The 25,068-nt window shown below is 35.7% G+C and carries 21 protein-coding genes and 7 pseudogenes; 17 read left to right on the top strand and 11 right to left on the bottom strand.

The window, feature by feature from the left end:
- Positions 1-129: 129 nt before the first annotated feature.
- Complete coding sequence (locus tag SRT_RS10075; RefSeq protein ID WP_128833966.1) at positions 130-891, top strand: nucleoside phosphorylase; 762 nt, start codon at positions 130-132, stop codon at positions 889-891.
- A 30-nt stretch (positions 892-921) separates the two neighbouring features.
- Here SRT_RS10075 and SRT_RS10070 read toward each other — a convergent pair.
- A pseudogene (locus tag SRT_RS10070) lies at positions 922-1,148 on the bottom strand (winged helix-turn-helix transcriptional regulator).
- Positions 1,149-1,438: 290 nt separating this feature from the next.
- Between SRT_RS10070 and SRT_RS10065 the strand changes: the two are divergent.
- Together SRT_RS10065 and SRT_RS10060 are read left to right on the top strand one after the other, a co-directional pair.
- Positions 1,439-1,726, top strand: coding sequence for a YciI family protein (locus tag SRT_RS10065; protein WP_128833965.1), 288 nt, complete (start codon positions 1,439-1,441; stop codon positions 1,724-1,726).
- A gap of 25 nt (positions 1,727-1,751) precedes the next feature.
- Positions 1,752-2,330, top strand: a complete 579-nt coding sequence (locus SRT_RS10060) for a DNA-3-methyladenine glycosylase (RefSeq protein WP_128833964.1) — start codon at positions 1,752-1,754, stop codon at positions 2,328-2,330.
- A gap of 80 nt (positions 2,331-2,410) precedes the next feature.
- Here the strand turns inward: SRT_RS10060 and SRT_RS10055 are convergent, their stop codons facing one another.
- From SRT_RS10055 to SRT_RS10035, 5 genes are all read right to left on the bottom strand, one after another.
- Positions 2,411-3,076 carry an ABC transporter permease gene (locus SRT_RS10055; RefSeq protein WP_161940057.1) on the bottom strand — a complete coding sequence of 222 codons (666 nt, stop codon included), beginning with the start codon at positions 3,074-3,076 and terminating at the stop codon, positions 2,411-2,413.
- On the bottom strand, positions 3,076-4,011 hold the full coding sequence (locus tag SRT_RS10050; RefSeq protein ID WP_128833963.1) for an osmoprotectant ABC transporter substrate-binding protein: 936 nt from the start codon (positions 4,009-4,011) through the stop codon (positions 3,076-3,078). The genes SRT_RS10055 and SRT_RS10050 overlap by 1 nt, the downstream gene beginning before the upstream one ends.
- 1 nt (position 4,012) lies before the next feature.
- Positions 4,013-4,645 carry an ABC transporter permease gene (locus SRT_RS10045; protein ID WP_128833962.1) on the bottom strand — a complete coding sequence of 211 codons (633 nt, stop codon included), beginning with the start codon at positions 4,643-4,645 and terminating at the stop codon, positions 4,013-4,015.
- Positions 4,642-5,793 (bottom strand): betaine/proline/choline family ABC transporter ATP-binding protein, encoded by a 1,152-nt coding sequence (locus SRT_RS10040; protein WP_128833961.1) that lies wholly within the window; start codon positions 5,791-5,793, stop codon positions 4,642-4,644. Before SRT_RS10040 ends, SRT_RS10045 begins: the two co-directional genes overlap by 4 nt.
- Before the next feature lie 461 nt (positions 5,794-6,254).
- Positions 6,255-7,010: an SDR family NAD(P)-dependent oxidoreductase gene (locus SRT_RS10035; RefSeq protein WP_128833960.1), complete on the bottom strand. Its 756-nt coding sequence runs from the start codon at positions 7,008-7,010 to the stop codon at positions 6,255-6,257.
- A gap of 78 nt (positions 7,011-7,088) precedes the next feature.
- Here SRT_RS10035 and SRT_RS10030 point away from each other — a divergent pair, with 78 nt between their 5' ends.
- The 5 genes from SRT_RS10030 to SRT_RS10010 all read left to right on the top strand — a co-directional run bounded on the left by SRT_RS10030 (position 7,089) and on the right by SRT_RS10010 (position 10,230).
- On the top strand, positions 7,089-7,463 hold the full coding sequence (locus tag SRT_RS10030; RefSeq protein ID WP_128833959.1) for a MerR family transcriptional regulator: 375 nt from the start codon (positions 7,089-7,091) through the stop codon (positions 7,461-7,463).
- A gap of 100 nt (positions 7,464-7,563) precedes the next feature.
- Positions 7,564-8,094 carry a histidine phosphatase family protein gene (locus SRT_RS10025; protein WP_128833958.1) on the top strand — a complete coding sequence of 177 codons (531 nt, stop codon included), beginning with the start codon at positions 7,564-7,566 and terminating at the stop codon, positions 8,092-8,094.
- Between the two features lie 324 nt (positions 8,095-8,418).
- A complete protein-coding gene (locus tag SRT_RS10020) occupies positions 8,419-8,601 on the top strand; it encodes a hypothetical protein (RefSeq protein WP_002270357.1) in 183 nt (60 codons plus the stop codon).
- Between the two features lie 25 nt (positions 8,602-8,626).
- Complete coding sequence (locus SRT_RS10015; RefSeq protein ID WP_128833957.1) at positions 8,627-8,926, top strand: DUF3884 family protein; 300 nt, start codon at positions 8,627-8,629, stop codon at positions 8,924-8,926.
- 2 nt (positions 8,927-8,928) lie between these two features.
- Complete coding sequence (locus SRT_RS10010) at positions 8,929-10,230, top strand: glycosyltransferase family 2 protein (protein WP_128833956.1); 1,302 nt, start codon at positions 8,929-8,931, stop codon at positions 10,228-10,230.
- Between the two features lie 117 nt (positions 10,231-10,347).
- On the opposite strand, the pseudogene SRT_RS11415 reads toward SRT_RS10010, so the two are convergent.
- Positions 10,348-11,249, bottom strand: a pseudogene (locus SRT_RS11415) (transposase).
- A gap of 185 nt (positions 11,250-11,434) precedes the next feature.
- Here SRT_RS11415 and gbpA point away from each other — a divergent pair.
- The 3 genes from gbpA to SRT_RS09990 all read left to right on the top strand — a co-directional run bounded on the left by gbpA (position 11,435) and on the right by SRT_RS09990 (position 14,575).
- Complete coding sequence (gene gbpA, locus SRT_RS10000; RefSeq protein ID WP_161940075.1) at positions 11,435-13,174, top strand: glucan-binding protein GbpA; 1,740 nt, start codon at positions 11,435-11,437, stop codon at positions 13,172-13,174.
- Between the two features lie 367 nt (positions 13,175-13,541).
- A complete protein-coding gene (locus SRT_RS09995; RefSeq protein WP_193432419.1) occupies positions 13,542-14,105 on the top strand; it encodes a TetR/AcrR family transcriptional regulator in 564 nt (187 codons plus the stop codon).
- Between the two features lie 122 nt (positions 14,106-14,227).
- Complete coding sequence (locus SRT_RS09990) at positions 14,228-14,575, top strand: hypothetical protein (protein ID WP_128833954.1); 348 nt, start codon at positions 14,228-14,230, stop codon at positions 14,573-14,575.
- A 141-nt stretch (positions 14,576-14,716) separates the two neighbouring features.
- Here SRT_RS09990 and SRT_RS09980 read toward each other — a convergent pair.
- Positions 14,717-16,076: pseudogene (locus SRT_RS09980) on the bottom strand (MFS transporter).
- 93 nt (positions 16,077-16,169) lie between these two features.
- Between SRT_RS09980 and SRT_RS09975 the strand changes: the two are divergent.
- The 3 genes and pseudogenes from SRT_RS09975 to SRT_RS09965 all read left to right on the top strand — a co-directional run bounded on the left by SRT_RS09975 (position 16,170) and on the right by SRT_RS09965 (position 17,884).
- Positions 16,170-17,267: an ArsR/SmtB family transcription factor gene (locus tag SRT_RS09975; RefSeq protein WP_128833953.1), complete on the top strand. Its 1,098-nt coding sequence runs from the start codon at positions 16,170-16,172 to the stop codon at positions 17,265-17,267.
- Positions 17,268-17,299: 32 nt separating this feature from the next.
- Positions 17,300-17,604: pseudogene (locus SRT_RS09970) on the top strand (hypothetical protein).
- A 22-nt stretch (positions 17,605-17,626) separates the two neighbouring features.
- Positions 17,627-17,884 carry a transcriptional regulator gene (locus tag SRT_RS09965; protein ID WP_128833952.1) on the top strand — a complete coding sequence of 86 codons (258 nt, stop codon included), beginning with the start codon at positions 17,627-17,629 and terminating at the stop codon, positions 17,882-17,884.
- Positions 17,885-18,148: 264 nt separating this feature from the next.
- Here the strand turns inward: SRT_RS09965 and rpmG are convergent.
- The 3 pseudogenes from rpmG to kimA form a co-directional block, all read right to left on the bottom strand.
- A pseudogene (gene rpmG, locus SRT_RS09960) lies at positions 18,149-18,296 on the bottom strand (50S ribosomal protein L33).
- A gap of 15 nt (positions 18,297-18,311) precedes the next feature.
- A pseudogene (rpmF, locus tag SRT_RS09955) lies at positions 18,312-18,493 on the bottom strand (50S ribosomal protein L32).
- 125 nt (positions 18,494-18,618) lie between these two features.
- Positions 18,619-20,461 (bottom strand): annotated as a pseudogene (gene kimA / locus SRT_RS09950) (potassium transporter KimA).
- A 292-nt stretch (positions 20,462-20,753) separates the two neighbouring features.
- Here kimA and hisS point away from each other — a divergent pair.
- From hisS to SRT_RS09935, 3 genes are all read left to right on the top strand, one after another.
- On the top strand, positions 20,754-22,064 hold the full coding sequence (gene hisS / locus SRT_RS09945; RefSeq protein WP_128833951.1) for a histidine--tRNA ligase: 1,311 nt from the start codon (positions 20,754-20,756) through the stop codon (positions 22,062-22,064).
- 284 nt (positions 22,065-22,348) lie between these two features.
- Positions 22,349-24,118: an aspartate--tRNA ligase gene (gene aspS, locus SRT_RS09940; protein ID WP_128833950.1), complete on the top strand. Its 1,770-nt coding sequence runs from the start codon at positions 22,349-22,351 to the stop codon at positions 24,116-24,118.
- The gene (locus SRT_RS09935) at positions 24,105-25,043 is read left to right on the top strand and encodes a YitT family protein (protein WP_128833949.1); all 939 of its coding nucleotides are present in this window, start codon (positions 24,105-24,107) and stop codon (positions 25,041-25,043) included. The genes aspS and SRT_RS09935 overlap by 14 nt, the downstream gene beginning before the upstream one ends.
- The last annotated feature ends 25 nt before the right edge of the window (positions 25,044-25,068 follow it).

Genomic DNA, 25,068 nt, shown 5'->3' with positions numbered 1-25,068 from the left:
AAGGATTAAACTTATTTCATCCCCTTTGCTTGCTTTGTTAAAGAGCTGTTTAACACTATTTATGCCATTGTAGCTAGTTATTAAGGCTATTTTATGATAGGATATTAAAAAGCCAGAATGGAGAAAACAATGATTTTAAGTAACTTTGATAATGCGAAAAAAGCGATTATTAATCCAGAAGATTTAATCGCAGCCATTCCGGATTTCCCTGAAATAGTAGTGTCTTGCTTTGCTAGAGCGACCTTCAAGCGCATGTTAAAACGTTATAAACATCGCCTATTGACAAAAACTTCTGTAGCTAATCTTGATATTCCTATCTATGAACTTGATTATCATGGTCGTAAATTAGCTGTTTTTAATGCTTATGTTGGTGCTGCTGGCTGTGTCGCCGTTTTGGAGGATCTAGTTGCCATGGGAATGAGGACACTGATTCTTTTTGGGACATGTGGCATTTTAGAGGAACAGGTTAAAGAAACGTCTATTATTGTTCCGACAGCTGCTGTACGCGATGAAGGAACCAGTTTTCATTATGCCCCAGCACAAAATGAAATTTCAGTTAATGATAAAACTTTAGCAAAATTTTTGACCTATTTACAAGCTGAAAATATCTCTTTTTCAAAGGGAAAAGTTTGGACAACCGATGGCATTTATCGTGAAACAGTTACTAAAATGAAGGCTCGTAAACAAGAAGGTTGTCTAGCAGTTGACATGGAATGTTCGGCTATTGCTGCTTGGGGACAATTTAGAAAAATTGCTGTCTGTCAATTCTTTTATGCTGCAGATCATCTATCAGAAGAAAGGTGGCATCCGAGGTCTTTAGGCAATGAAGCTGATTTAGATGAGAAAGATAAAATTGCTGAAATTGCTTTAAATTTTTCAACTTATCTTTGAGAAGTTTGAATTTTAAAGGAAGGATATGACCTATAAATAAAGCTTTCCCAACTGATTAAGTTGTTTTAAAGGGGCATGAGACTTTTGCCCTTGCTTGAGAGTTGATATTCGACATGTAGTGGTAGGGTTTGAAAATCTACTTTTTCAATTAGCTCGTTTGCGATTAAAATATCTAAGGAACGTGTTAGCATAATGATAGTGATTCCATTAACTTCCCTTTTTAATTGGTTAAAGCAAATGGCCTGGTATTTGTTAATAACTCAGAGAACATTTAAGCGCCACTTACCACCAACAACATTTATAACCTGTGACATTTTACAATTCCATCCTTTATTTGTGTTCTTTTTTTCTCCTTTGTCAGCTTTATCGTTGCTATATCATCTAAAATGTTAATTGACTAGTTACAAAAATGTGCCTACTATACAAGTCATTTTGTTAGTATTATACTATATATAATCGCTGGAATAAAATTTCAAGAATGTTGTGGAAGTCAAGTTTTCTCGTCTCAATTTTTTCAAGCAATTTTTATTTGTAAAAGGAGAAAATTATGTTTGTCATCAATCTTACCTATCAAAAGAATTTATCAGAAGTTGAAAAACACCTTGAAGCTCATATTCAATTTTTGGATAAATATTATGCTTCTGGTCATTTCATCGCTTCGGGAAGAAAAAATCCTCGAACAGGCGGTATCATCTTAGCAAAAGCTGCTGATTTGGCAGAAATTGAGAGAATTATTAGTGAAGATCCTTTTAAGATCAATGAGATTGCAAGCTATGATATCATAGAATTTTATCCGACGAAATTGTCAAAAGCTTTTGAAAAAGTCTTAAAGTAACCATATTCATGTTATAATAAAGATTATGCTATCAAAAGAATTTAAACAAGTTATGGAAACAGATACCATTGCAACAGCCAAGGCTTTATTAGGAATGCAATTGTGCTTGGATGGTAAGCCTTTAGGGAGAATTGTTGAAACAGAAGCCTATTTAGGGAGCAAAGACAGTGCTTGTCATAGCGCAAATGATCGCAGAACTCCTAAAAATGAAGCCATGTATTTAGCGGCAGGGCACTGGTATGTTTACCAAATTTATGGGCATCAGATGCTGAATTTAGTGACTAAGCCTCAAAATGTAGCAGAAGCCGTTTTGATTCGAGCCCTTGAAACAACTGACGGTCATTTACTGGCCAATGGACCTGGTAAATTGACTAAATTTGCGGGCATTGATAAAAGCTTTAATGGTGATTCTTTACAAGACTCTAGACTGACTTTACAAGAGGATTTATCACCACAGCGTATTGAAAAACGTTCTCGCATTGGTGTGACTTGTACTGATGAGTGGAAAGATGCGATGCTTTGTTTTTATGTTACAGGAAATCAACATGTTTCAAAGATAGCTAAAAAAAGCCTCTTAACGGATAAAGAGACTTGGAAATTTTAATAAGATTTAGTGGTTAGTTTTTAAAAATTGCCTGCAAAAATCTTCTGTCTCTTAAAAGGCAGAAGTTTTTAATATCCCTTTTATTGGTTAGTTGATATGCCTTTGGGTTCTAAATAGCGTTGGATAACACCAAGAATCAAATCAGAGACAACAGCCATAAAAGCAGTTGGTATAGAACCAGCCAAAATAATAGCACCACCGTTAGTGGCATTGGTACCACGGATAATGATATCTCCAAGACCACCACCACCAACAAAGGCGCCAATGGCTGTTATTCCTACAGCAACGACCAGAGCATTGCGAATGCCGGCCATAATAACTGACAAGGATAAAGGCAGCTCAACCATCAGTAATTGCTGTCTATTAGTCATTCCCATTCCTTTAGCAGCATCAACGAGATCACCATCAACACTTTTAATACCAGTATAGGTATTACCGATAATAGGAAGTAGAGAATACAAAAAGACCGTCGCAATCACTGTCTTAGTTCCTAAACCGAGACCAAGCATGATAATAGAAATCATGGCCAGAGAAGGAATCGTTTGAATGACATTAGCGGCTCCCATGACAGCCCCTTTGAGTTTTCCCCTTTTAGCGATTAGTATGCCCATTGGAATACCAATAAGAGCAGCAAGGAGGACACCATAAATGGATATTAAGAAATGCCGTAAAAATTGTGCCAAGACATAGGTACTGTTATGGTTGAAATAATAAATTAATTGCTGTGTCATACTCATATGACTCATTAGTTATCACCCTTTCGGAAATAATCATGTTTTTTCAGAAATTGATGAGCAACTACTGATGGTTCAAGTAATTGGTCATCAACTTGGTAGTTCAGTTTTTGCATGGTCTTAAGGTCAATCTTACCATCTAAACGGTGTAATAAGGTCTTTAGTTTTGGATATTTTCTTAAGATACGATTATTAACCACCATTGAGGCATCATAAGGAGGGAAGAAATGTTTATTATCTTCCAGTATCCTAAGATCGTAACTCTGAATACGACCATCTGTAGAATAGCCTAAAACGACCTGCATTTTATTATTTTCAACAGCATCATAGACAAGACCAATCTGCATGGGATAAATATGCTTAAATGAAAAACCATAAGTACGGCTGAAATCTTTATAACCATCACCGACACGTTTCATCCAAGTGCTGTCAACACCGGCTTTAGCTGTTGTTGATATCTTTTGTAAATCGGAAAAAGTCTTGAGGTGGTTTTGTTGAGCAAATTTGCTGGTGACCATGAAAGCATAGGTATCAGCAAAGCCATAACTTGGGAACCAAGTTTGGTTAAAGCGTTTGGCAAATGCCTTTTTGACAATTTTGGCAGCTTTAGTGTGATCCTTTTCAGCAGGTAAATTGAGCGTCCCTGTTAAATCAGTTCCTGTATAACGAGTAGCTGCAATGTCTGCATCATTTCGTATCAGAGCTTGATGCACAACATTTGTAGAACCCAGATTAGATACCAAGGTTGTTTTATAACCTAATTCGTGGTTGATTAATTCACTGATCATATTGGCCATAATACTGGATTCTGTTGTACTCATGGCCGCAATTTTAATGTTGCCTGAAGTATTAGTGTTAGTTTTGGCCTTATTATTAGAATGACAACTTGTGAGCATAAGTATAGGAATCATCAAAGTAATGATTAAAAAATAAGTTATTTTTTTCATCTTATAAACTCCTCTTTTGTCGTGGTGTTAAATAATTTTCAAGGCGTCCTAGAAAATAATCAACGATGAGAGAAAGGAGGATAACTGGAATTGTTCCACCGATAATAAGAGACGGTTGGAACAAGCTTAAGCCGCTAAAAATCAAGTCTCCAAGCCCACCTGCTCCAATATAAGAAGCCAAAGTTGCCCAAGCAATGACATAGATAGCTGATAATCTAATCCCTGTCATAATAACAGGTACTGCTAAGGGAAGCTCAACTTGAAAAATAGATTGGATTGGTTTCATTCCCATTCCCTTGGCACTGTCTTTTAAGATAGGATCCACATTGTTCATTCCGATATAGGTATTTCTCATGATTGGCAATAAAGAATAAACAAACAAAGCAATAATGGCTGGGGTTCTTCCGATGCCAAAAAAAGGAATCATGATAGCTAACAGAGCCAAACTAGGAATTGTCTGCAAGATACTGGCGATACCAATGAAAATTTTTGCTAATTTAGGGAATCTTGTCAAAGCCACTCCTATTGGAACAGCAACAATGATTCCCAGACAAAGTGCAATGGCGGAGATATAAATTTGCTCCCATGTTTTTATGAGCAGCTCACCACCATATTGTGCTAGAAATTCGCTCATAATGTTTCCTCCGTATCTTGGTTGCCCCAGATAATATCATAGAGCATATCTACCAGAGATGATCGCGTCACGATTCCCTTTAAATGCCATTCTTCATCAATAACCGGTACATATTTAAGTCCGCGTTTTAAGATACGATGGGCTGTATCGCGCAGCAGTTGATCTTCTTCCAAGTAGAAACTGACTTTATTTAAGATATCGGCAACGACAAGATTTTGTTTGTAGTTATTATTTAAGGATTCAACATCAATCATGCCGAGTAGTTTATTGTCCTTATCTGTAACTAAAAGAGAGTCAACACGTTTTTGACGCATGAGTGAGATAGCCTCATTGAGTGATTTATCAGGTGCAATGGAAACGGGATCTTTTAGCATAATAGTTTTAACCGGTGTTACATCAGCGCGTGCTTGAATGAGTCGGTCTTCACCAATCATCTTTTTAACAAATGCGGTTGCGGGGTGACGTAACAATTCGGTAGGACTGGCCTGTTGAACCATACGGCCTTTATCCATAACGACAATCTTAGTTGCTAACTTTAGAGCCTCGTCCATATCATGAGTGACCAGAACAATAGTTTTTCCTGTCTTTTCTTGTAAAGATTTCACTAAATCTTGAAGCCCCTCGCGGGTGATAGGATCTAAAGCACCAAAAGGTTCATCCATCAAAATAATGTCTTGATCAGCAGCTAGAGCTCTGACAACACCAATACGCTGTTGTTGGCCACCTGACAATTCGTAAGGGTAGCGATCCAAGAAATCTTCAGGCAATTCAACAAGCTTTATAAGCTCCTTGGCTTTCGCTTTTTTCTTATCTTCTGACCATTTTAATAACCTTGGAACCAGAGTAATATTCTCATAAATTGTCATATGTGGCATAAGACCAATATTTTGAATAACATAACCGATCTTACGTCTGAGCTGAACGGGGTTGAGATCAGAAATTTCTTCTCCTTTGATAAAAATTTGCCCATTGCTTGGTCTTAACATACGGTTGATCATGCGTAGAATTGTTGTTTTACCGGACCCGCTGGTACCAATCAAACAGACAAATTCACCTGCCGTAATTTTTAAATTAATATGCTTAACAGCAACATCATCCCCATAAATTTTGTTAACCTCTTTAAATTCGATAACTGGATCTTTATCCATACTTTCCTCCTCAACAAGCATTCAAGTCTATTTTAATCTAAATAATATATAAAACTTAGAAAATTCTCTATTGCTTAATAGTATATCAAGTTTATATTACAAAAATAAGACAACCGTAATCTTATCAAACAACAGACAGCTAGAAAGTGTACAAAAAAGCAATTATTATATTTAGCAAAGAGTTTCAGAAGTACTGGAGTACGGCAAAGCAGAGTCAACAACGTATAATCAAGAAAAGGCTGTCCGACTTTTTCCTATGGCAGACTCAAAGGGACTTTTTTTTGTGAAAAGACTGCTTTGATAAAACAACAGTAAATCATCAAGAAGAAAGCCTCACTAAGATGTTAGGTCGGATCCTAATGAGGGCTTTAAATGTTTGTTTTCATAGACACTGTCAAGCAAGGTAAGTGTAGGCTTATTTTGGACTGTCCGCAGATCAAACGCAGCTGTCGAAAAAAGAATCAGTGCTTAAAAAGCGGCTCACTCAATTTAAAGTTGAAATCATTGACATCCACTAATCCAACAATTTTATCACTATAGTATAATTCGATTAGAAAATCAGCCATTTCTTTACTAGTGTGATAGATGGTAAAATGTTTGTCATAATCATAACTATCTGTATCAGCGGCAACCTGTCCAAATTCGCTTTTTGTTGCAGCAGGAGCCAAAACTTTGGCTTTTAAAGGACAGTGATTGGCTGCCAATTCTAGAGCCAGTCCTTCTGTGAAGGCACTAACGTAGAATTTGCTGGCACAGTAAGTCACAGCATTTTCAACTAACATATAACCGCCTCTAGAAGAAAGATTAATTAACTGAGTACCTTCTACATTTTTATAGTCCTTTACATAAAGACTGGATAAAATGGTCAAGGCCTCGATATTGAGATGAAGCATTTTAGTGATTTTATCAAGGTTTTGATGATCCACACTATCATAATTACCAAAACCAGCATTATTAATCCAAGTTAAGATCTGGTAAGATTTTAACTCTTGATATAATTTAAAGACATTCTCGGAAATAGAAAGGTCAACTGATTTGACAACAATATCCAGCTTTGGGAAACTGGTAAGAAGCTCCTCTTTGAGTTTCTCTAATCGCTCCTGACGTCTGGCAATCAAAATAAGATTGCTTCCTAAACTTGCAAATGCTTTTGCAGTTTCTAAGCCAATACCAGAGCTCGCTCCAGTAATACAAACGTAATTTTTGTAATGCATCATATGTTCAAATACCTCCTTTTAAGATATAATGACTATAACATCTAGAGCAAACTAGAAGTCAAGCTTAAAGGAGAAAGTATGCATTATTCCATTGGAAAATTTTCAAAATTAACGCGTCTTAGCGTTCATACCTTGAGGTACTATGAAAATGAAGGCTTATTGAGACCTCAAAGAGATGGCAGCAATAGGAGATATTACAATGAAAATGATTATCAATGGCTGCTCTTCATCTTACGTTTGAAAGCTGTTGGTATGCCCATAAAAGAAATAAAACATTATTCAGATCTTCGAGAAAAAGGGGAAAGTACTTATTTGGAGAGACTAATCCTTTTAGAGCATCATTTGCAGGTTTTAGATAATAATATTGCTGATTTATTGGACAACAGAGAAAAATTAATTGAAAAGATACATTTTTACCAAGAGAAGTTATCTTTGAAAAAAGACTTAAATTGATACATATAATCAATTTGGGTCCATAAATTTTCAGTACATCGCAGTTTAAAAAGCTTGTATGTTATAATACATCATAAATAAAGTGTAAGGATATAATGCTATGAAATTCTATATCATTCGCCATGCAAAAGTTAATATGCAGTGGCCCAAAAGGTGTACTTCGGATGAATTTAATCAGGCCTGTAAAAAATATGATGAAGCAGATATTGTTGTTTTTCAAGGTACCTTGGGCTTCCCTGTCTCTAATATGTATACCAGTGAACTTATCCGAACCAAGCAAACAGCTCAGCAACTGTTTCCCTTGCAGTCTTATCAGATAGATAAAAGGCTCAATGAAGTTCCTTTAAAAGCAGCCTTTTCTTCTAAGATAAAGCTGCCCTTGATCTTTTGGAATGTCCTAGGAAGATTGCAGTGGCTCTTTAATTCTAGTAAACAAGAGGGAATCAAAGCCAGCAAGGAAAGAGCAGACGATTTTTGTGACGATTTAATTTATAAAGGTGAAGATGCTATCCTTATCACTCACGGCTTTTTTATGTTAACGTTATTAAAAGCATTGAAAAAGAGAGGGTTCATTGGAAAAGATAATGGCTTCAATTTTGACAATTTGCAAGTAATAGAAGTTGAAAAGTAATTGACAATTTGTTGGAATAGGAGTCAACTGACTAATCTTTTGTGACAAACTCATCTAATGTTGGACTGAGTCTGCTTAACCTTAAAATAAAGTCGAAAGGATATGGAAAGAGATTTCATGTCTTTTATTCTTGAGTGATAATTTGACGATTGAATATTTTATGAGTTTAAGCTTAATCAGCTTAGCACAATTATTGAAGTCAATTTGGATATTTTAATATACCAATAAAATTGGTAAAATTTGCTATTTCAAGTTAAATGACTTTACTAAATTAAAGAAAAGGCTTACAATGGTATTATCAAAATAAAAATTGGAGGTACTTATATGCAAAAAGCAACTGATTTTAAGGAGTTGTCAAAAGAATTGTTAGCAACGTATGAAGGTGGAGCTAGTACAGCTTGTAAGTGGGCTACTTTAACTTGTGCGCATGATATTGCTCTAGCTGGATATGGAACATCTGATCCTGGTAGTGCTTGTGCTTATATGAGAAGAGTTTGTAAAAAATGATTTACAAGCGAAAGTTGGTGAGAATATGTCTATATTTGGAGCTAAAAATTTTGTCAAAAAAATTATTTTTCCAGAAAACACTCATGAACAGGTCTATGTCGTTAATTTGGATAATCTTTCAAAAGAATTATCCTTTGTTAAGGGTTTGAAGCCATTAGGGAAATGGTATATTACAAATGGTAAACATTGGATTTGCCATTCAGAATTATCTTTTGAGGATTTTCAAGGAAATTTTTTAAACATATTAGGATTCAGTAAAGAAGATGCACAATCTATTGAATTCACTATTGATTATTTACCATTTTGTGAAATATTGGGATTATAGACATGAAAATTAATCCGATATTAAAAAAAGAATGGCTTGTAGAAAATCAAAAATACATCCAACAATCAAAAGCAGATTTTAAACTAATCTTAAAGCTTATAGAACTTATTAGCTCAAACGACTGGGAAATGTTTTATCCTGAAAGTTCTAATTTGTTGCATTGTAAACAAACGATAGAGTGTATCAATAAAGTTAACTTCAATAATCAGTCTACTGTCTCAGCGGTTTATATCGTTAAAAATGAAAGAGATACGCTTTTAAAAAGTTTAGAGAGTTTAAATGGTTTAGCTGATGAAATTATTATTGTTGATACGGGATCAACTGACGGAACACTTGAAATGTTAGCTACTCTTTCAAAGAATGATGATTCAATTAGTTTATACTCTTTTGAGTGGTGTGATGATTTTTCAAAAGCTAGAAATTTCGCAAATAGTAAAGCTAATGGTGATTGGATTATTTCTTTCGATGCTGATGAGAAAATTACTGATTTTGAATCTTTAAAGTTATTGCTAACCTATTTGAAAATTTTTGATGATTATCCTAAAACTGTATTTAATTTAAATATAGTTCGAGATGAAATTACTTATAAGACTGGAAAAATTATTCAAAATTTACCTTGTTTTTCATATAAAGGTAGAGTCCATGAAACATATTTTTCAGTTGTAGGTGATATTCATTATGCTAATATCAATATAGATATTATTAGTCAGAATAGGACGACTTCAGAGAAAGTTGAATATTATAATAGATTGCTTTTGTTGACTATTAAAGATGAGCCTTTGAATTTGAGGTGGCTCTATCTCTATTTGAGAGATAATTTTGACAGTATAAAGTATACACAAATGAAAGAATTAAGTCACAATTATTTTTTTAGTAACTCTTCAAATAGAAATAAAGAAAACTTTAAAGAGAATTATTATAATGTAAGAGTTATTCTTTTGCATATGTATAAGGCGCTTCAAAATGGAGAAATATCTGATTTTGAAAAATATCAACAAATGATAAGTGATGTTGCTTATAATCAAACTGATTATATTTTTTTGAAATTTACTCTCAAGCTATTAAGAATTCAAGAAAGAATAAGTAATGATTTAGAGGAAATGCTAATTGATTGTTGTGAAATTGAAACTGATGATAGCATTTTCTCTGTTAGTTACTTGAATTCTGTTTTGGCAACTTATTTATTACTAGATGGAAATCCTCAAAAGAGTAAAGAAATGTTTAGAAAATTATTTGGTGACAATAGCGATTTTCCTTGTTTTTTGACAAGTTCTATGAAAGAATTTTTACTTGGGAATAAGTAATAAGTTAAAGTCACATAGTCAAAAAGACAGGGATGAATTGAACTGCACCTCATAAGTTAGACGAAAAATTTAACGATTGGGTTTGGACTTGTCAAGAAAAAGTAGACAGAAAGTGAATTAGTGATTATTTTTTTCAAACTCTATTGGTGATTGATAACCCAAGGCCGAGTGGATACGTTTCGGATTGTAATAGGTTTCAATATATTTAAATATTTCAAGTTGGGCTTGTTCAATGGATGCAAAATATGCATCATCGTTGACAAGCTCTCTTTTTAAGGTCTTGTAAAGGGATTCCATGAGTGCATTATATGGATTACCTTAGGTATTTCTCTGTGATAAGCTTGATTAAAAGCATCTGTTACTAATTGTTTGAAAACACGGATTAATCAAATTTAGACGTCTCAATGAGAAACGCCGACGGTTATAGTGCTTGGGCTTCCTTTAGCATAGAGACAAAAATCACGAAGTAGTCTAGCAACACGTTTGCGATTGACCCTTATTCCCGTTGATAGCGTTCTTGAGTGATTCGGACGCTACCATAGTGTTCTTTATGTTCATAGAAAATAGTCTTAATGATTTCCTTTAACGTTTCATTGTCTATCTGTTTTGAAGATAGCTTACGCTTTAGATAGGCGTAGAAGCCAGAACGGGATACTTGAAGTGTTCGACAAGCATGATTAATAGTCAGGCTAGAACTGTTTTCCTTTAAAAATTGGAATTTTATTTTCAGTTTGGCTTCAAGAAGATCTGGAACCTTTTAGGAGAGCTAACTCTTCTTGTAATATCTTATTTTCTTTTTCGAGTTTTTAAACTCAAATTGGGCATGACGAAGAGCGTTCTCCTGTCTTGGGAACGCTCTTTCTCCATATTTTTCGTCTTCTTGAATCCAGCGATATAAACGATTTGGATGAGCCTCTAATCTCTAAAGTTGAACTAACCATCTTTACAGACTGTCCTTCCTCTAGAATGAGTTTAACTGCAGCTATTTTGAATGCTTTATCAAATACCTTTCTTGGCATCATTTTTTTCCTCGTTTTCACTTCACTTCCTGTCCACTTTGTTATACCAAGTCCAGTCCCAATTATGCCTTCCATATTTTAATTCTTGTCACTCATACCATCAACTTAAGTTAGCGTTTACATTGTTTTTAAAAAGTGCTATAGTGACAGTGTGGCCAATTAATACTTATTTAAGGAGGAAAATGATGAAAGAGAAAACAAGTTTTAAATTGCATAAGGTCAAAAAACATTGGGTGACTATTATTGGAACCGTTATTGCAGGACTTTCGCTGGTCAGTGCAGGGCAGGTATTGGCTGAAGAACAGGCTGGCAGTGCTGAAAGTGAGACAAGTCTGGCCTTAACTACAGAGACCGGCTCAGAACAGACAGATACGAAAGCTCCAGCAGCTGATTCATCTATAGAAAACAGCAGTGCTGACGCTGTTAAAAGTTCTGAAACAGCAGAGGCAGCTGAAGCATCCAATGGAGGCAGAGCCAGCCAATCTGATGCGCCATCAGACCAAGTAAAAGCTAAAGACAAACGGTCAGAGCAGCCGGTAGCAGCAACAGCAGCTTCTGATTCTAATGAGGCAGAAAAACAAGAGCAAAATGCTCCATCAGAAAATGCTGCCCATCAGAAAACGGCTAAAACCGAGCAAGCGACGCCTAATGCTAACAAAGCGGACAAACAGCTAGTGCCTGCTGAAGAAAATAATGACGCTGCCCTAACCAATAGCTTCTTTGAAAAAGATGGTAAATGGTACTACAAAAAGGCCGATGGACAGCTGGCAACTGGTTGGCAGACCATTGATGGGAAACAGCTCTATTTCAACCAAGACGGTAGTCAGGTCAAAGGAGAAATGCATGTGGAGACAGGGGATCAAATCATCTATCACCCTGTTTTCATAAGTGATTCACCTTCGGTTTTGAAAGTCAATAAGATTTACTACTTTGATCCTGATAGTGGTGAACTCTGGAAGGATTGTTTTGTCTATTCCAGTTATGCAGATCCCCTCCGTTATGACAATATGAAACGTGAAGGCTGGTTCTATCTTGGAGAAGATGGAAAGGCTGCTATCGGCTGGAGAACTATTGGCGGCAAAAAATACTATTTTGACACTAATGGTGTTCAAGTCAAAGGAAAGCTAATCAGTACAGATGGTAATTATAATCTAACTAGCCAGAAGTACGGTAAGAAATCTTTCCTAGATCCTGATACCGGTGAAGCTTGGACTAATCGTTTTGTCAATGCAAAGTATTATTTCTACAACTTTGCAGGATACGTCTCTACAACAGACTGGTTCTATATGGGAGCCGATGGTATCGGTGTGACCGGCTGGCAAAAGATCGACGGTATGGATTATTATTTCGAACCTTCCAGTGGTATTCAGGTTAAAGGCGACATTGCTGAGCGTGATGGCAAGGTCTATTATTTAGATGAAGACAGTGGACAAATTGTTAAGAATCGTTTTGGCACAACAACTGCTGAGCGTATCAGTACAGTTGAGGCCCGTTTTCCTAAAACCTATTATTTTGGAGCGGACGGCAGTCGCAAAGATCTGACTGGCTGGCAGATTATTGATGGTAAAACTTATTACTTTAAGGATGATCACAGCATAAAAGCAAAGTCAGGGTATAGTCAAATTGGTGGTTCTGTGCCTGATGACGGTTTTGCAGAGATTGATGGTGATGGTTACTTTTTTGATACTCAAGGTCAATTCGTAACGAATAGATTTGTCAGAAAATATGACTACAGTAATATTTGGTATTATTATGGAAGCGATGGCAAACGTGTATCAGGCTGGCAAACTATCGACGGTAAGCGCTACTACTTTAGCCAAGATGAAAAGACAAAGGGCCGTCAAATTAAAGGACAAACCATCACTATCGATGGTAAAGAATATACTTTTGACAAAGACAGCGGTGAAGTTATCAATAGTAACTAGTTGGTAAATCCCATGGCACACAAAAACGAGCAGATTTCATACTCTGTTCGTTTTTTTCAGCCTTAAACTCTATATTTATAAATCGCCAATAAAGTATTTACTTGAAAACGGTAAATATGTCAAGAGTTTGACTGTTATTCATTAATGGGAAAGTCTAACTCTTTTTAAGATTCAATAAATTTCTTAATTTTTATTGTATGTCATCGTATGGCACCTTATTTAACAATCAAAAAACGATTGCCTTCAAAGTTCCTCCACTGCAGATGTGCTAATATTTTTTCTTGACACCATTTAGAAAAAGGCATACAATATGAATGAATGCAAAATTACGTTCATTCATATTGTGAAAGTGAGGAGGTTGATCGCATTGGATAAAAAGCAGGCATTAAAGACAGCTGCCTATGATATCTTCTCTAAAAAAGGTTATAAGGCGACAGGAATTTCAGAAATTGCGAAGCAGGCTGGTGTGGCGGTTGGTTCTTTTTATAACTATTATGACAGTAAAGAAGCGATTTTTCTGGATGTTTATGTCGATGAAAATAACCATGTGCGTCAGTCTATGATGGATGAAATTGATTGGGAAGGAGACGCAGTTGAACTCATCGGGCAAATTTTTGAACGGTCACGTAGTCTCGTTTCGTCCAATAAAATTCTGACAGAATGGTATAACCCAGCCATTTCTGAGATGTTGCACAGCTATTATTCCTCGGAAAAAGGCAAAGTTGCCAATCCCTTTCATCAGTTTTTAGTGGAGACCTTTACCAATCGTATGCTGGCAGAAGGCTATTCTCAAGGAAAAATCCAAGAAGTGCTGCAGGTTTATCAGCTATTCTACTATATGGATACGCATATTACTGAAACGGATCTCCCTAATGTCAGTCAAACAATCGAAACCTTGGCAACTTATTTTGTCAAAGGACTTTTCAAATAAAGAATTGCTATTCTTTATTTTTTGAAAAAAATGAATGAATATAATTATTTGTTCATTCAAGAGTTTTTTCTGAATTGACTATTACACAATCACTCAAATTTTAAAATAAAAGGAGGAAAGGCATGAATACGAACGGAGGAAAACAAATGAACGGATTAACCATTAGTGGTCTTAGCCTAGCGGTAATCGGTATTTTAGTGATTATTTGGGGAATTACCAAAGTGTCTGTTAGTCTAGCAAATCCTGATTTTATGTCATTTGCGACTGGTGGTCTGATTTTGCTTGCAATAGGTCTCTGTCTGGTGCCTCAATTATCATTTATTTATCAAATTGTAGGAATTTGGTTGGCGGCAGTAGCTGTTATGGTTTACATTTACAGCCTGCCTAATATGGATTTTATTGTGATGGCAATAAGCTTCCTTGTGACTATTGCGCTAGCACTATGGATATCATTTAAATTTTGGAAATAAAAATCAAAGTTTTAAGGAGAAATCATGAAAGGACCTTCTAAAATGTTAATGATTATTGTATCAATCCTTGCTGTGGGCCTTCTTGGCTGTCTCATTACTTGGGGTGCAGTTCACATAAGTTTAACTGAAATCCCTTTTATTTTATTGTTTATTAGTCATTTTAAACGGCATTAGCTCTTTTAAGCTTAAGATAACTAAAACAAGTGTAATAAACCATCCAATACGAGTAGCTAGCAGTAGATTGCTTGACCAAAGATTTAAACAGGTAGACCCAACTGCTGAACCAGCTGAAATAGCAACATTTTGCACCATTCGCTGTAAAGCCCCCGTGCTTCCTTGCATTTCCATGGGACTTGCTTGCATAATACTAGCAATGTTAGCAGGCTGAAAGTATCCTCCGCCAATACCATAAATAAATAATCCTAAAGTTAAGAATAGATAAGGCCAGCTAGGAGTGAGAAGTAGGAGAAAAATTAAAGATAAAATAATAATACCTAAACCAAAATGGCTAAATGATTTATTTTTACTGCCATCATTGATTTTACCAGATATTCTTGAAAAAAGGACCAGACCTGCAGGTGCTCCTAGTACAAGAAAGCCTGTCTTCCCTACTCCTAAATGATATAATTGTTCAAAAATGAAAGGTGGAAGTAAGAATATCATTGCAGAGGCAAAACCAAAAGCGACTGTTTGAAAAAGATAGGAAATTACTCGTGGATTATTCTTTAAACCCTCAACATCAACGAGCGCATGTTTATTACTAAATTCAACATGGTAAAATATAATTCCGAGGAACAGGCTGGATATTATCAAAATAAGACTAACTACTAATAGATGAGATTTGCTTAGTAAGGACAGACCTAATAAAAGACAAACCAACATCAGAGCGTTTATAGTGATTCCAAGATTATCCAATGTTCGTTTGCTAGTCTCTTCGGAGAGCTTACTAAGAAGATAATGATTACATATTACTCCGAGGATTGTAAAGGGAACGTTTATCCAGAAAATGAAGCGCCAGAGATTTAAAGAAAGTAATATACCTCCTAAGGAAGGACCGTAGGACAGGTCCTAAGCCAATCATAACTCCTAAACTACTAATAGCACTGTTTTTCCGGTCTTCAGAAACTAAAGTAGTAATCAGAGCTGCTGAAGTGGCTTGCAAAGCTGCCGCTCCTATTCCTTGAATAATCCGGCCAGTAATGAGCCAACCAATACTATTAGCAAATCCACAAAATAAGGAGCTCAGTCCAAAAAGTATAAATCCTAAGTAAGAAATCTTTAACTTCCCAAATTTATCGCTTAATACACCTAAAGGTAAGATAGAGATAGCTAATGCTAAAGTATATCCAGTTATTGTAAAAGAAGCAATGTTAGTTGTGGTTTGAAATTGTCCCCTCAAAAAGGATAATGCCACATTGATAATACCTGTATCAAGAGTGGATAACAACATTCCCATACCTGAGATAATTGTTATTAAAAAATCTTGTAAATGTTTCGTCATTTTTATCCCTTCTTTCATTCATATTATGATACAATGAAAGGAATCAATAATCAATCAATCCTAAAAATATCGAATCGTTTGGAGGAATAATATTTGGCGATTACCATTCAATTTAGCAACTATGCTCTGAAAACAGATGAAACGTTGACGCAAAGAATACAGTTTGTATATTCTCCGTTAAATGAACTTTTTAGAAGCTTACATGTCTTATTGAACCCGCGTCATCATGGTACAAATATTGATTGGGGCATTGAGATACAAGACAGATTGACAGATGATTTCTATGAGAAACTTCACTATTTTCAACTTTTTTATGAGCTTGGTGTTTCTCCTATTTTACTTTGTAATTTTCGCTATCATGCGACAACGATTGAAGAAGAGATACAAAATCTAAAGAAATTTCTTGATGAGTTACCTACTACTCAGTTAATTGAGCATTTGGAAAAAGTGACCAGTGATCGAGAAAACTCTTTTATTCCAACATTAGCAAAAGGATTAGAATGGAAGGATTTTTCTTTGAATGAGGATAATCAGTTACTTATAGACTTGAGGAAGAATGCCTCTAGTGTTTATCAACATCTTTTTTCTTTTATTGATTGGTACCGCCAAGAAATATTTGATGAAACTTGGAAAAATAAAGGTATTCAACGAAAGCTCTTAACAGAAATCCAACATCAAGCTTCTTTTTTAAGGGAGAGTGGTTTTAAAGAGATGTTTAACCATCTGCAAATTGATCGCATTCATTGGCAAAAGGACAAGCTAGCCATCATTAAACCTTTTGACCAAGAAATCCAACTGCAAGATAGTGATTCTATTATGTTATTACCAAGTTATTTTATTTGGCCTCATCTGTTTGTTGAATCTTTCAACCAAGGAATTGCTATTACCTATGATATTACAGAGCAGCCAAGTTACTATAACGCCACACCGGAAAATTTGATTACTATTTTTAAAGCTTTGAGTGACCCTGTTCGTTTGCAAATTATGAATTATGTTATTGATAAACCCAGTACAACACAATCTTTGGCTCAAATTTTAATGATGAGTAACTCCAGTGTATCCAGACATCTGCAAATTTTAAAGGAAGCTAATTTATTAGCGACAACAAAAGCTAAAAAATTCGTTCTTTATGAGCCAACACAGCTCATTACACAACTTATGCCGAATTTCTACCATTTCTTTAAAAATTGAGGCTTTAGTCATTAAAAAGGTGGTGAACTACTATGTCAACGTCACAAATTATCACGGTTTTATCAGCTAACCGTTTTCTCACTCAAAATGAGATTGAAAGAACTTTAGGGTACTCCTTATCAAAAAGTGAAATTACTTTTTTAAAAACTAGTCCTGAAATAGTCTTATTTAACTTTTACGGGCGAATTTACTATAAATTAAATGATAATGTCCCCATCACAGCGCAAGGAAGACTAGCCATTGAAAAACTGTCTAGCCGCCTTCAAACAATTAAGCTTGGTGAAGCACGGACATGTTTGCACCATTTAGCAGGAAAAGCAGGAGTTTCAATATTTGAGTGGTTTATTCAAAATAAATTAATGAAACAAGAATCCCCTATCAACTACTCTTTAACTCAAGCGGGAAGTAATGCTATGCAGCAATGGTTGGGTTATCAGCCTAATCCTAATATCAAATTATGTTTAGATTTTTCTGAAAGAAAGTTTCATATTGGTGGGGTATTAGGAGAAAAGATATTAGAAAAGCTAATCCATGAGAGAAAATGTCAGTTAACTCAAGATAGGCAGGTTATTTTAAAAACGGATTTAAATAACTTAATGAAGGATTTTTGTAAGTAAATCTCAATCAATTTCTATTTGAATTTATAACCTATTGTGAAGGTATCGTGTTGTGCCAAGAAGTTATTCTTTGATTTTTAATCAGTAAAAAAACGCTCTAGTCAACCATAAAAACTAGAGCGTTTTATATTTGATTATCCGATTCAATTTTCTATCCTAAAAGGTAGAGATTCAATTGATTTTTACTGCAATCTACTGAAAGTTCTTTTTTCAGATATCGCAGTAAATCAAGGTTTTTCGTCTTAACTGACGTATATTGAATGCCTACTTTACTTCAGTAAAAATCACGTGTTTACGCAATTTTGGTGAGTATTTTTTAATTGAAGACGGTCTGGAGTGTTGCGTTTGTTTTTGAAGTAAGGTACAAGCGTTCACCAGATTCTTTATGTTCAAGTGTAATATTTACGCGCATGGTATCTCCCTTCTGTTATTTCGCAGCGTTAGCTTTGGCGATTTTACGTCCTTTATAGTATCCTTTGAGGGATACGCGGTGAGAACGTGAGTAATCTCCGGTGGTTTCGTCAAATTTCACAGTTGGAGCTGTCAAATTATAGTGTGTGCGACGTTTGTTTTTTTCGCTTTTGAAGTGCGACGTGCAGGTACTGCCATTTTTCTTTCCTCCGTAAGATATAAAGGGCTTTTTAGCCCGTATTCATTTTTGGGTTAATATGACTTGCGTCAACTTTAACAGTATATCAAAAGATTCTTGTAAAGTAAAGTTACTTGACAGATTTTTATTTCTTAAGATGGAAGGAATAGCTGGAAATGATGATATCTTGGTTCCATCTGAGATAATATTTGAGACGGAGATTCATTTGATTATGCAGCAGAGTTTGCCAAGGCTTACGCGGAACGAATTGTGGTATTAGCACGGTTAGAGTGCTGTTATGAGCTTTGGCTTTCTGACTGGCTGCATTAACATAATTAACTGTTGGCTTGATGATATCACGGTAATCAGAGTAAACATTGACAAAGGTGATATCTGGGAAAAACTGTTTAAACTCTTCTTCAACTTCATGATCTTTGCTAAGTGTTTCTGTTGTTGAGACATGCAAAGCGATAACATCTTTACTGAGGGAATGTGCATAATTAACAGCTCCGATAGTAGCCTGTGTCATATTGCCGACAAGCACTAGGACTTTATTGCCAGAATAGCAGACGGCTTTATTGTTATCAGTAATACGCAGCTGCTCTGCGACACTATTGTAATGGTTTTTTATTTTGTGGAACATGGCAATTAAAATGGCAATAATCGGGAAGAAAGGCCAAATATCATGCAGACGGAAGATCAAGAGAATCAAAATAATAGCATAGCAAATGATGGCACCAACGACATTTGCCAAAGCCTGTTTGAAAAAGTTTTTTCTTTAAGGTGTTTCCAATAAATGATCATTCCTGTCTGTGCTAATGCAAAAGGGATAAAAACTCCGATAGTATAAAGTGGTATCAAACGTTCAGTGGAACCGTTAAAATAAAGAGTAAGCAAATAGCACCAATAGCTAATGTTAAAATACCATTAGAATACCCTAGACGAGCTCCCTTTTCCAAATAAAGGTGAGGCATGTATTTGTTCTTTGCCATATTATAAGAAAGAATCGGAAAAGCTGAAAATCCAGTATTAGCAGCAACTGCTAAGATAAGGGCTGTTGCAATTTGGAAAAGATAAAAGAGTACTTGTCCGATAAAGCTATGGCCGAAAACTTTTTGAGCTATTTGTGCTAAGATAGTTACGTTATGATTAGGGATAATACCGAGCCAATAGTTGAGAAAAGTGATCCCGATAAACATAGCTCCGAGAATAGCAGACATCATGGTTAACGTTTTAACCGCATTTTTCGCTTTTGGTTTTTTAAAAAAAGGAACGGCATTTGAAATGGCTTCAACTCCGGTCAAAGAAGCAGAACCGCTAGTAAAAGCGCGCAGCAGCAAGACTAAAGTCAGGCCTGATATAGGCTGTCCAATATGAGCTGTTGCGGTATAAGTGAGATTTCCAGTAACGATTTGGAAAAGTCCACAGATCAGTAAAAAGAGAATGGATATAATGAAAAAATAAACAGGGACAAAAAGTGCTGTAGCTGATTCACGCAGACCGCGTAGATTCATAAGCATTAAAATAAGAACCAAAACAATTGAAATTTCAAGATTGCTATCTTTAAATGCTGGGAAGGCTGATGTGATAGCATCTGCTCCAGATGAGACTGACACGGCAACTGTCAGCATATAATCAATCAGCAGACTCCCGCCTGCCAAAAGCCCCATAGAAGGAGACAGATTGTCTGATGATACCATGTAAGCACCACCGCCATTAGGGTAGGCGTGAATAATCTGACTGTAAGAAATTGTTAAACTAATCAATAAAACAAGCACTCCAATGCCAATTGGCAAGGACCACCAAATAGCTCCTTCTGATAAAGCTATCAAAACTAAAATAACTTGCTCGGGTCCGTAAGCGATAGATGATAAAGCATCGCTTGACAGCATAGCCAATGCTTGCAATTTTGTTAATGCATGACTGTCCCCTTCTAATTCAGATTTTAAGGGTTCCCCTAGTAGAAAAGTTTTTAAAGTTTTAAACACTTTTTTCCTCCTGAAATTTTATCAATAAGGCATTATAGCTCTATTTCTAAGGAAAATCAATACATTAATTTATTTTTAATAGACATTTTATAAAAAAGAAAGTAAATCATTTTGGCTATCTGCTCTGTTGTTTTTGTGGTAAAATAGAACAGAAATAGAAGTCAGGAATATAAGAAAGGAATCAATTTGGCTTGAGATCTGTGCAAAAGGGTTCATTACTTTGTATATTAAAGATTATATAATTGTAATGATACCTTTGCTTTGACCATTAATAGCCTTTTTATATCATAATATGACATTACAAAAACCAAAAGGAACACAAGATATTCTGCCTCAAGAAACAGTTAAATGGCAGTATGTCGAAAACGTTGCGCGTAAAACTTTTAAAAAATATCATTACGGTGAAATTAGAACGCCCATGTTTGAACACTATGAGGTCATTAGTCGTTCTGTTGGTGATACGACAGATATTGTCACAAAGGAAATGTATGATTTCCATGATAAAGGAGACCGTCACATCACACTGCGCCCAGAAGGAACAGCTCCTGTTGTTCGTTCTTATGTGGAAAACAAACTTTTTGCGCCCGAAGTACAAAAACCTGTCAAAGTTTTTTATATTGGTTCTATGTTTCGCTATGAGCGGCCTCAAGCAGGGCGTTTACGTGAATTTCATCAGTTAGGAGTTGAATGTTTTGGCTCTAACAATCCTGCTATTGATGCAGAAACCATTGCCATGGCTTATCAGCTTTTCAATGAGCTAGGTATCAAAGATGTCACTTTGCATCTTAATAGTTTAGGAAATAAAGAGAGTCGCAAGGCTTATCGTCAGGCTTTGATTGATTACCTGACCCCCATGAAAGATAAACTATCCAAAGATTCACAGCGCCGCTTAGAAGAAAACCCTTTACGGGTACTAGATTCTAAAGAAAAAGAAGATAAAGCAGCTGTTGAAAATGCACCGTCTATCTTAGATTATTTGGATGATGACTCACAAGCGCATTTTCAGGCTGTACGTGATATGTTAGAGGCACTTGATATTCCTTATGTCATTGATACCAATATGGTTCGTGGTCTTGATTATTATAACCACACGATTTTTGAATTTATTACTCAAGTTGATAAAAGTGAATTAACGCTCTGTGCTGGCGGTCGGTATGACAGCCTTGTCGAATACTTTGGTGGTCCGGCGACAGCTGGATTCGGATTTGGTCTTGGTTTGGAGCGACTTTTATTAGTTATTGACAAGCAAAAGATTAATCTGCCAGTAGATAACAGTTTAGATGTCTATATAGCTGTACTTGGAGCAGCCACTAATAGTACGGCTTTAGAACTTATTCAAGCTATTCGTAAACAAGGTTTTTCAGCAGAACGTGATTATCTTGGTCGTAAAATTAAAGCACAATTTAAATCAGCAGATGCTTTTAACACTAAATTGATCATGACTTTAGGTGAGAGTGAAGTTGAAACTGGACAAGTTGCAGTTAAAAATAACTTCACACGCCAAGAAATTCTTGTTAGTTTTGAGGAACTTAAAACAGATTTTGCTAGAGTTTTTAAACAATTAGGTTCAGACAGACCATTGAGCAGTCCTGATCAACCTTAAAACGGACAGCTGAGGCTAGAATATAATATTGATAAACTCTTAAACTTGCTGTTGGGTCAGTATTTTTAAGAGTTTTTATTTTAGCTAGTTAAAAAGGTTGAAAATATACTTTAAGATGATCTGCTTCTGATTGGATACTGCACAGATTCTATGAGATTGTTTGGTTAAGGAAAAAAGCTTGAAATCCTTTAATTACGCTTACTATTTTTCAGTGAAGCCACTTTTATTTAATGGTTTTTGTGCTAAAATAGATAGGGAAATAAAGTTAGAGAAAGGGAGTTATTATGAAACGTTCTATGTATGCTGGTGCTGTACGTTCAGAACACATCGGACAAGAGTTAACCCTTAAAGGCTGGGTGGCTCGCCGGCGTGATTTAGGAGGTCTTATTTTTATTGATTTGCGCGATCGCGAAGGTATTGTGCAACTAGTCATTAATCCTAAAACTGCCAGTAATACTGTTGTTAAAAGTGCTGAAAGCCTGCGAAGTGAGTATGTTATTGAAGTGACAGGTCTGATTGTGGAGCGTGATCAAGCTAATGATAATTTACCAACGGGTCAGGTCGAAATGCAGGTGACGCAGTTAACGATTTTAAATGCTTCACAAACACCGCCCTTTGAAATCAAGGATAAAATTGAAGTCAATGATGACACACGTTTGCGCTATCGTTACCTCGATCTTCGTCGCCCGGAAATGCTGGAAAATTTTAAATTACGTGCTAAGGTAACACATACTATCCGCAATTATCTGGATGACTTGGATTTCATAGATGTTGAGACACCTATGCTTGCTAAGTCAACACCAGAAGGAGCGCGTGATTATTTAGTACCAAGCCGTATGAGTCAAGGGCATTTCTATGCTCTTCCTCAAAGTCCGCAGATTACTAAACAACTTTTAATGAATGCAGGTTTTGATCGTTATTACCAAATTGTCAAATGTTTTCGTGATGAAGACTTACGTGGAGATCGTCAACCTGAATTTACACAAGTTGATTTGGAAACGTCCTTTTTATCTGAACAAGAAATTCAAGAAATCACAGAAGGATTGATTGCATGTGTCATGAAGGAAGTCATGGGCATAGAGTTGCAATTACCACTTCCCCAAATATCTTATGATACAGCAATGAACAATTATGGTTCTGATAAACCAGATACACGTTTTGAAATGACTTTACAGGACTTGACAGATCTTGTAAAAAACACTGATTTTAAAGTATTTTCACAAGCTCCTGCTGTAAAAGCTATTGTTGCTAAAAATGCTGCAGATAGCTATTCTCGCAAAGCAATTGATAACTTGACAGATATTGTAAAGCCATTTGGTGCAAAAGGGCTTGCTTGGGTTAAATATAATGATGGCAAAATAGGTGGTCCTATTGCTAAGTTTTTGACAACTATTGAGGATGAGTTGACAGAACGTTTACAGCTTGAAGCAAATGATTTAGTATTTTTCGTAGCAGATGATCTTAAGATAGCAAATAGTAGTCTTGGTGCTCTGCGTAACCACTTGGCCAAAGAACTAAACCTTATAGACCATTCGAAATTTAATTTCTTATGGGTTGTGGATTGGCCAATGTTTGAATGGTCTGAAGAAGAAAATCGCTATATAAGTGCTCACCATCCTTTCACTTTACCGCAAGAAGATACGGTTGCTGAACTTGAAGGTGATCTCAGAAAAGTTCGTGCTGTTGCATATGACATTGTTCTTAATGGTTATGAACTTGGCGGAGGCAGTCTTCGTATCAATCAGAGAGAGATACAAGAACGTATGTTTAAGGCACTTGGATTTACAAAAGAAAGCGCTCGAAAACAATTTGGCTTCTTACTGGAAGCTATGGATTATGGTTTTCCGCCTCATGGAGGATTAGCGCTTGGATTGGATCGATTCATTATGCTTTTAGCAGGAAAAGAAAATATTCGTGAAGTGATTGCCTTTCCTAAGAATAATAAAGCTTCAGATCCAATGACACAAGCCCCAAGTTTAGTTTCTGATAAACAACTTGATGAGCTTTATTTGCAAGTAAACATGAATGCAGTAAAGAACAATGAACAAGAATAAATTTACCCTCATTTTTAAACATCGTATCAAGAATTTAGCGAAGCGCTATCAGGTCATTAATGTCCTGTCCTCTATTTCAAGAGAGAAATATGGTGAGCGTATTTCTGGTTCTATTATTTATGCTTTGTTGTCATCTATTGCTGTTAATTTTTCTTTTCAGCCTGGGAATGTCTATGCCAGTGGTGCTACAGGTTTAGCTCAGATTGTCTCGACTCTGTCTGTTAAGTATTTTGGTTTGACTATTCCTGTTTCGGTGACTTTTTATGCTATCAATATACCGCTTTTGATTATAGCTTGGTATATGATTGGTCATAAATTTACTGTTTTTACTTTTATTACAGTGACTTTGAGCTCTCTCTTTATTCAGTTTATTCCTCAAATGACTTTAACACCCGATCCGATGATGAATGCCATTTTTGGTGGTTTAGTTATGGGAACGGGAATAGGTTTTGCCCTTCGCAATAATGTGTCTAGTGGTGGTACTGATATTATCAGTCTTTTGGTTCGTAAGAAAACAGGCCGTAAAGTTGGCACAGTTTCTCTGATTGTCAATATTTTGATTATGATAATTGCAGGAATGACTTTTGGTTGGCAGTATGCTCTTTATTCTATGGTGACCATTTTTGTATCCAGTCAGATGACTGATGCTGTTTTTGTTAAACAAAAGAAAATGCAGGCAATGATTGTCACTAGCAGGCCTGATCGAGTGATTCGGATGATTCATCATAAATTACACCGTGGCGTTACCATTATCAATGATGCTGAAGGAACTTACAATCATGAACATAAAGCTATTCTTGTTACTATTATTACACGGGCTGAATTTAATGACTTCAAATATATTATGAAAAAGACGGATAAAAATGCTTTTGTTTCTGTAGCAGATAATGTTAATATTATTGGCCGTTTTGTTGAAGAAGATTAAATATTAATGTTGATAAGTTAAGGAG

It is taken from the genome of Streptococcus troglodytae, from assembly GCF_002355215.1.
Taxonomy (GTDB): Bacteria; Bacillota; Bacilli; order Lactobacillales; family Streptococcaceae; genus Streptococcus; species Streptococcus troglodytae.
Note: the sequence above shows the minus strand (reverse complement) of the source record. Positions and strands in the feature narration are given on the sequence as shown.

Bases quoted from the DNA above. Each gene is read 5' to 3' on its own strand.
- SRT_RS09965 (WP_128833952.1), top strand. From the start codon at position 17,627: ATGAAACAAGAATCCCCTATCAACTACTCTTTAACTCAAGCGGGAAGT.
- SRT_RS10025 (WP_128833958.1), top strand. From the start codon at position 7,564: ATGAAATTCTATATCATTCGCCATGCAAAAGTTAATATGCAGTGGCCC.
- SRT_RS10035 (WP_128833960.1), bottom strand. From the start codon at position 7,010: ATGATGCATTACAAAAATTACGTTTGTATTACTGGAGCGAGCTCTGGT.
- aspS (WP_128833950.1), top strand. From the start codon at position 22,349: ATGAAACGTTCTATGTATGCTGGTGCTGTACGTTCAGAACACATCGGA.
- SRT_RS10060 (WP_128833964.1), top strand. From the start codon at position 1,752: ATGCTATCAAAAGAATTTAAACAAGTTATGGAAACAGATACCATTGCA.
- SRT_RS10045 (WP_128833962.1), bottom strand. From the start codon at position 4,645: ATGAGCGAATTTCTAGCACAATATGGTGGTGAGCTGCTCATAAAAACA.
- SRT_RS10030 (WP_128833959.1), top strand. From the start codon at position 7,089: ATGCATTATTCCATTGGAAAATTTTCAAAATTAACGCGTCTTAGCGTT.
- SRT_RS09990 (WP_128833954.1), top strand. From the start codon at position 14,228: ATGAATACGAACGGAGGAAAACAAATGAACGGATTAACCATTAGTGGT.
- SRT_RS10010 (WP_128833956.1), top strand. From the start codon at position 8,929: ATGAAAATTAATCCGATATTAAAAAAAGAATGGCTTGTAGAAAATCAA.
- SRT_RS10050 (WP_128833963.1), bottom strand. From the start codon at position 4,011: ATGAAAAAAATAACTTATTTTTTAATCATTACTTTGATGATTCCTATA.
- SRT_RS10015 (WP_128833957.1), top strand. From the start codon at position 8,627: ATGTCTATATTTGGAGCTAAAAATTTTGTCAAAAAAATTATTTTTCCA.
- SRT_RS09935 (WP_128833949.1), top strand. From the start codon at position 24,105: ATGAACAAGAATAAATTTACCCTCATTTTTAAACATCGTATCAAGAAT.
- SRT_RS10065 (WP_128833965.1), top strand. From the start codon at position 1,439: ATGTTTGTCATCAATCTTACCTATCAAAAGAATTTATCAGAAGTTGAA.
- SRT_RS10020 (WP_002270357.1), top strand. From the start codon at position 8,419: ATGCAAAAAGCAACTGATTTTAAGGAGTTGTCAAAAGAATTGTTAGCA.
- SRT_RS10055 (WP_161940057.1), bottom strand. From the start codon at position 3,076: ATGAGTCATATGAGTATGACACAGCAATTAATTTATTATTTCAACCAT.
- SRT_RS10040 (WP_128833961.1), bottom strand. From the start codon at position 5,793: ATGGATAAAGATCCAGTTATCGAATTTAAAGAGGTTAACAAAATTTAT.
- SRT_RS10075 (WP_128833966.1), top strand. From the start codon at position 130: ATGATTTTAAGTAACTTTGATAATGCGAAAAAAGCGATTATTAATCCA.
- hisS (WP_128833951.1), top strand. From the start codon at position 20,754: ATGACATTACAAAAACCAAAAGGAACACAAGATATTCTGCCTCAAGAA.
- gbpA (WP_161940075.1), top strand. From the start codon at position 11,435: ATGAAAGAGAAAACAAGTTTTAAATTGCATAAGGTCAAAAAACATTGG.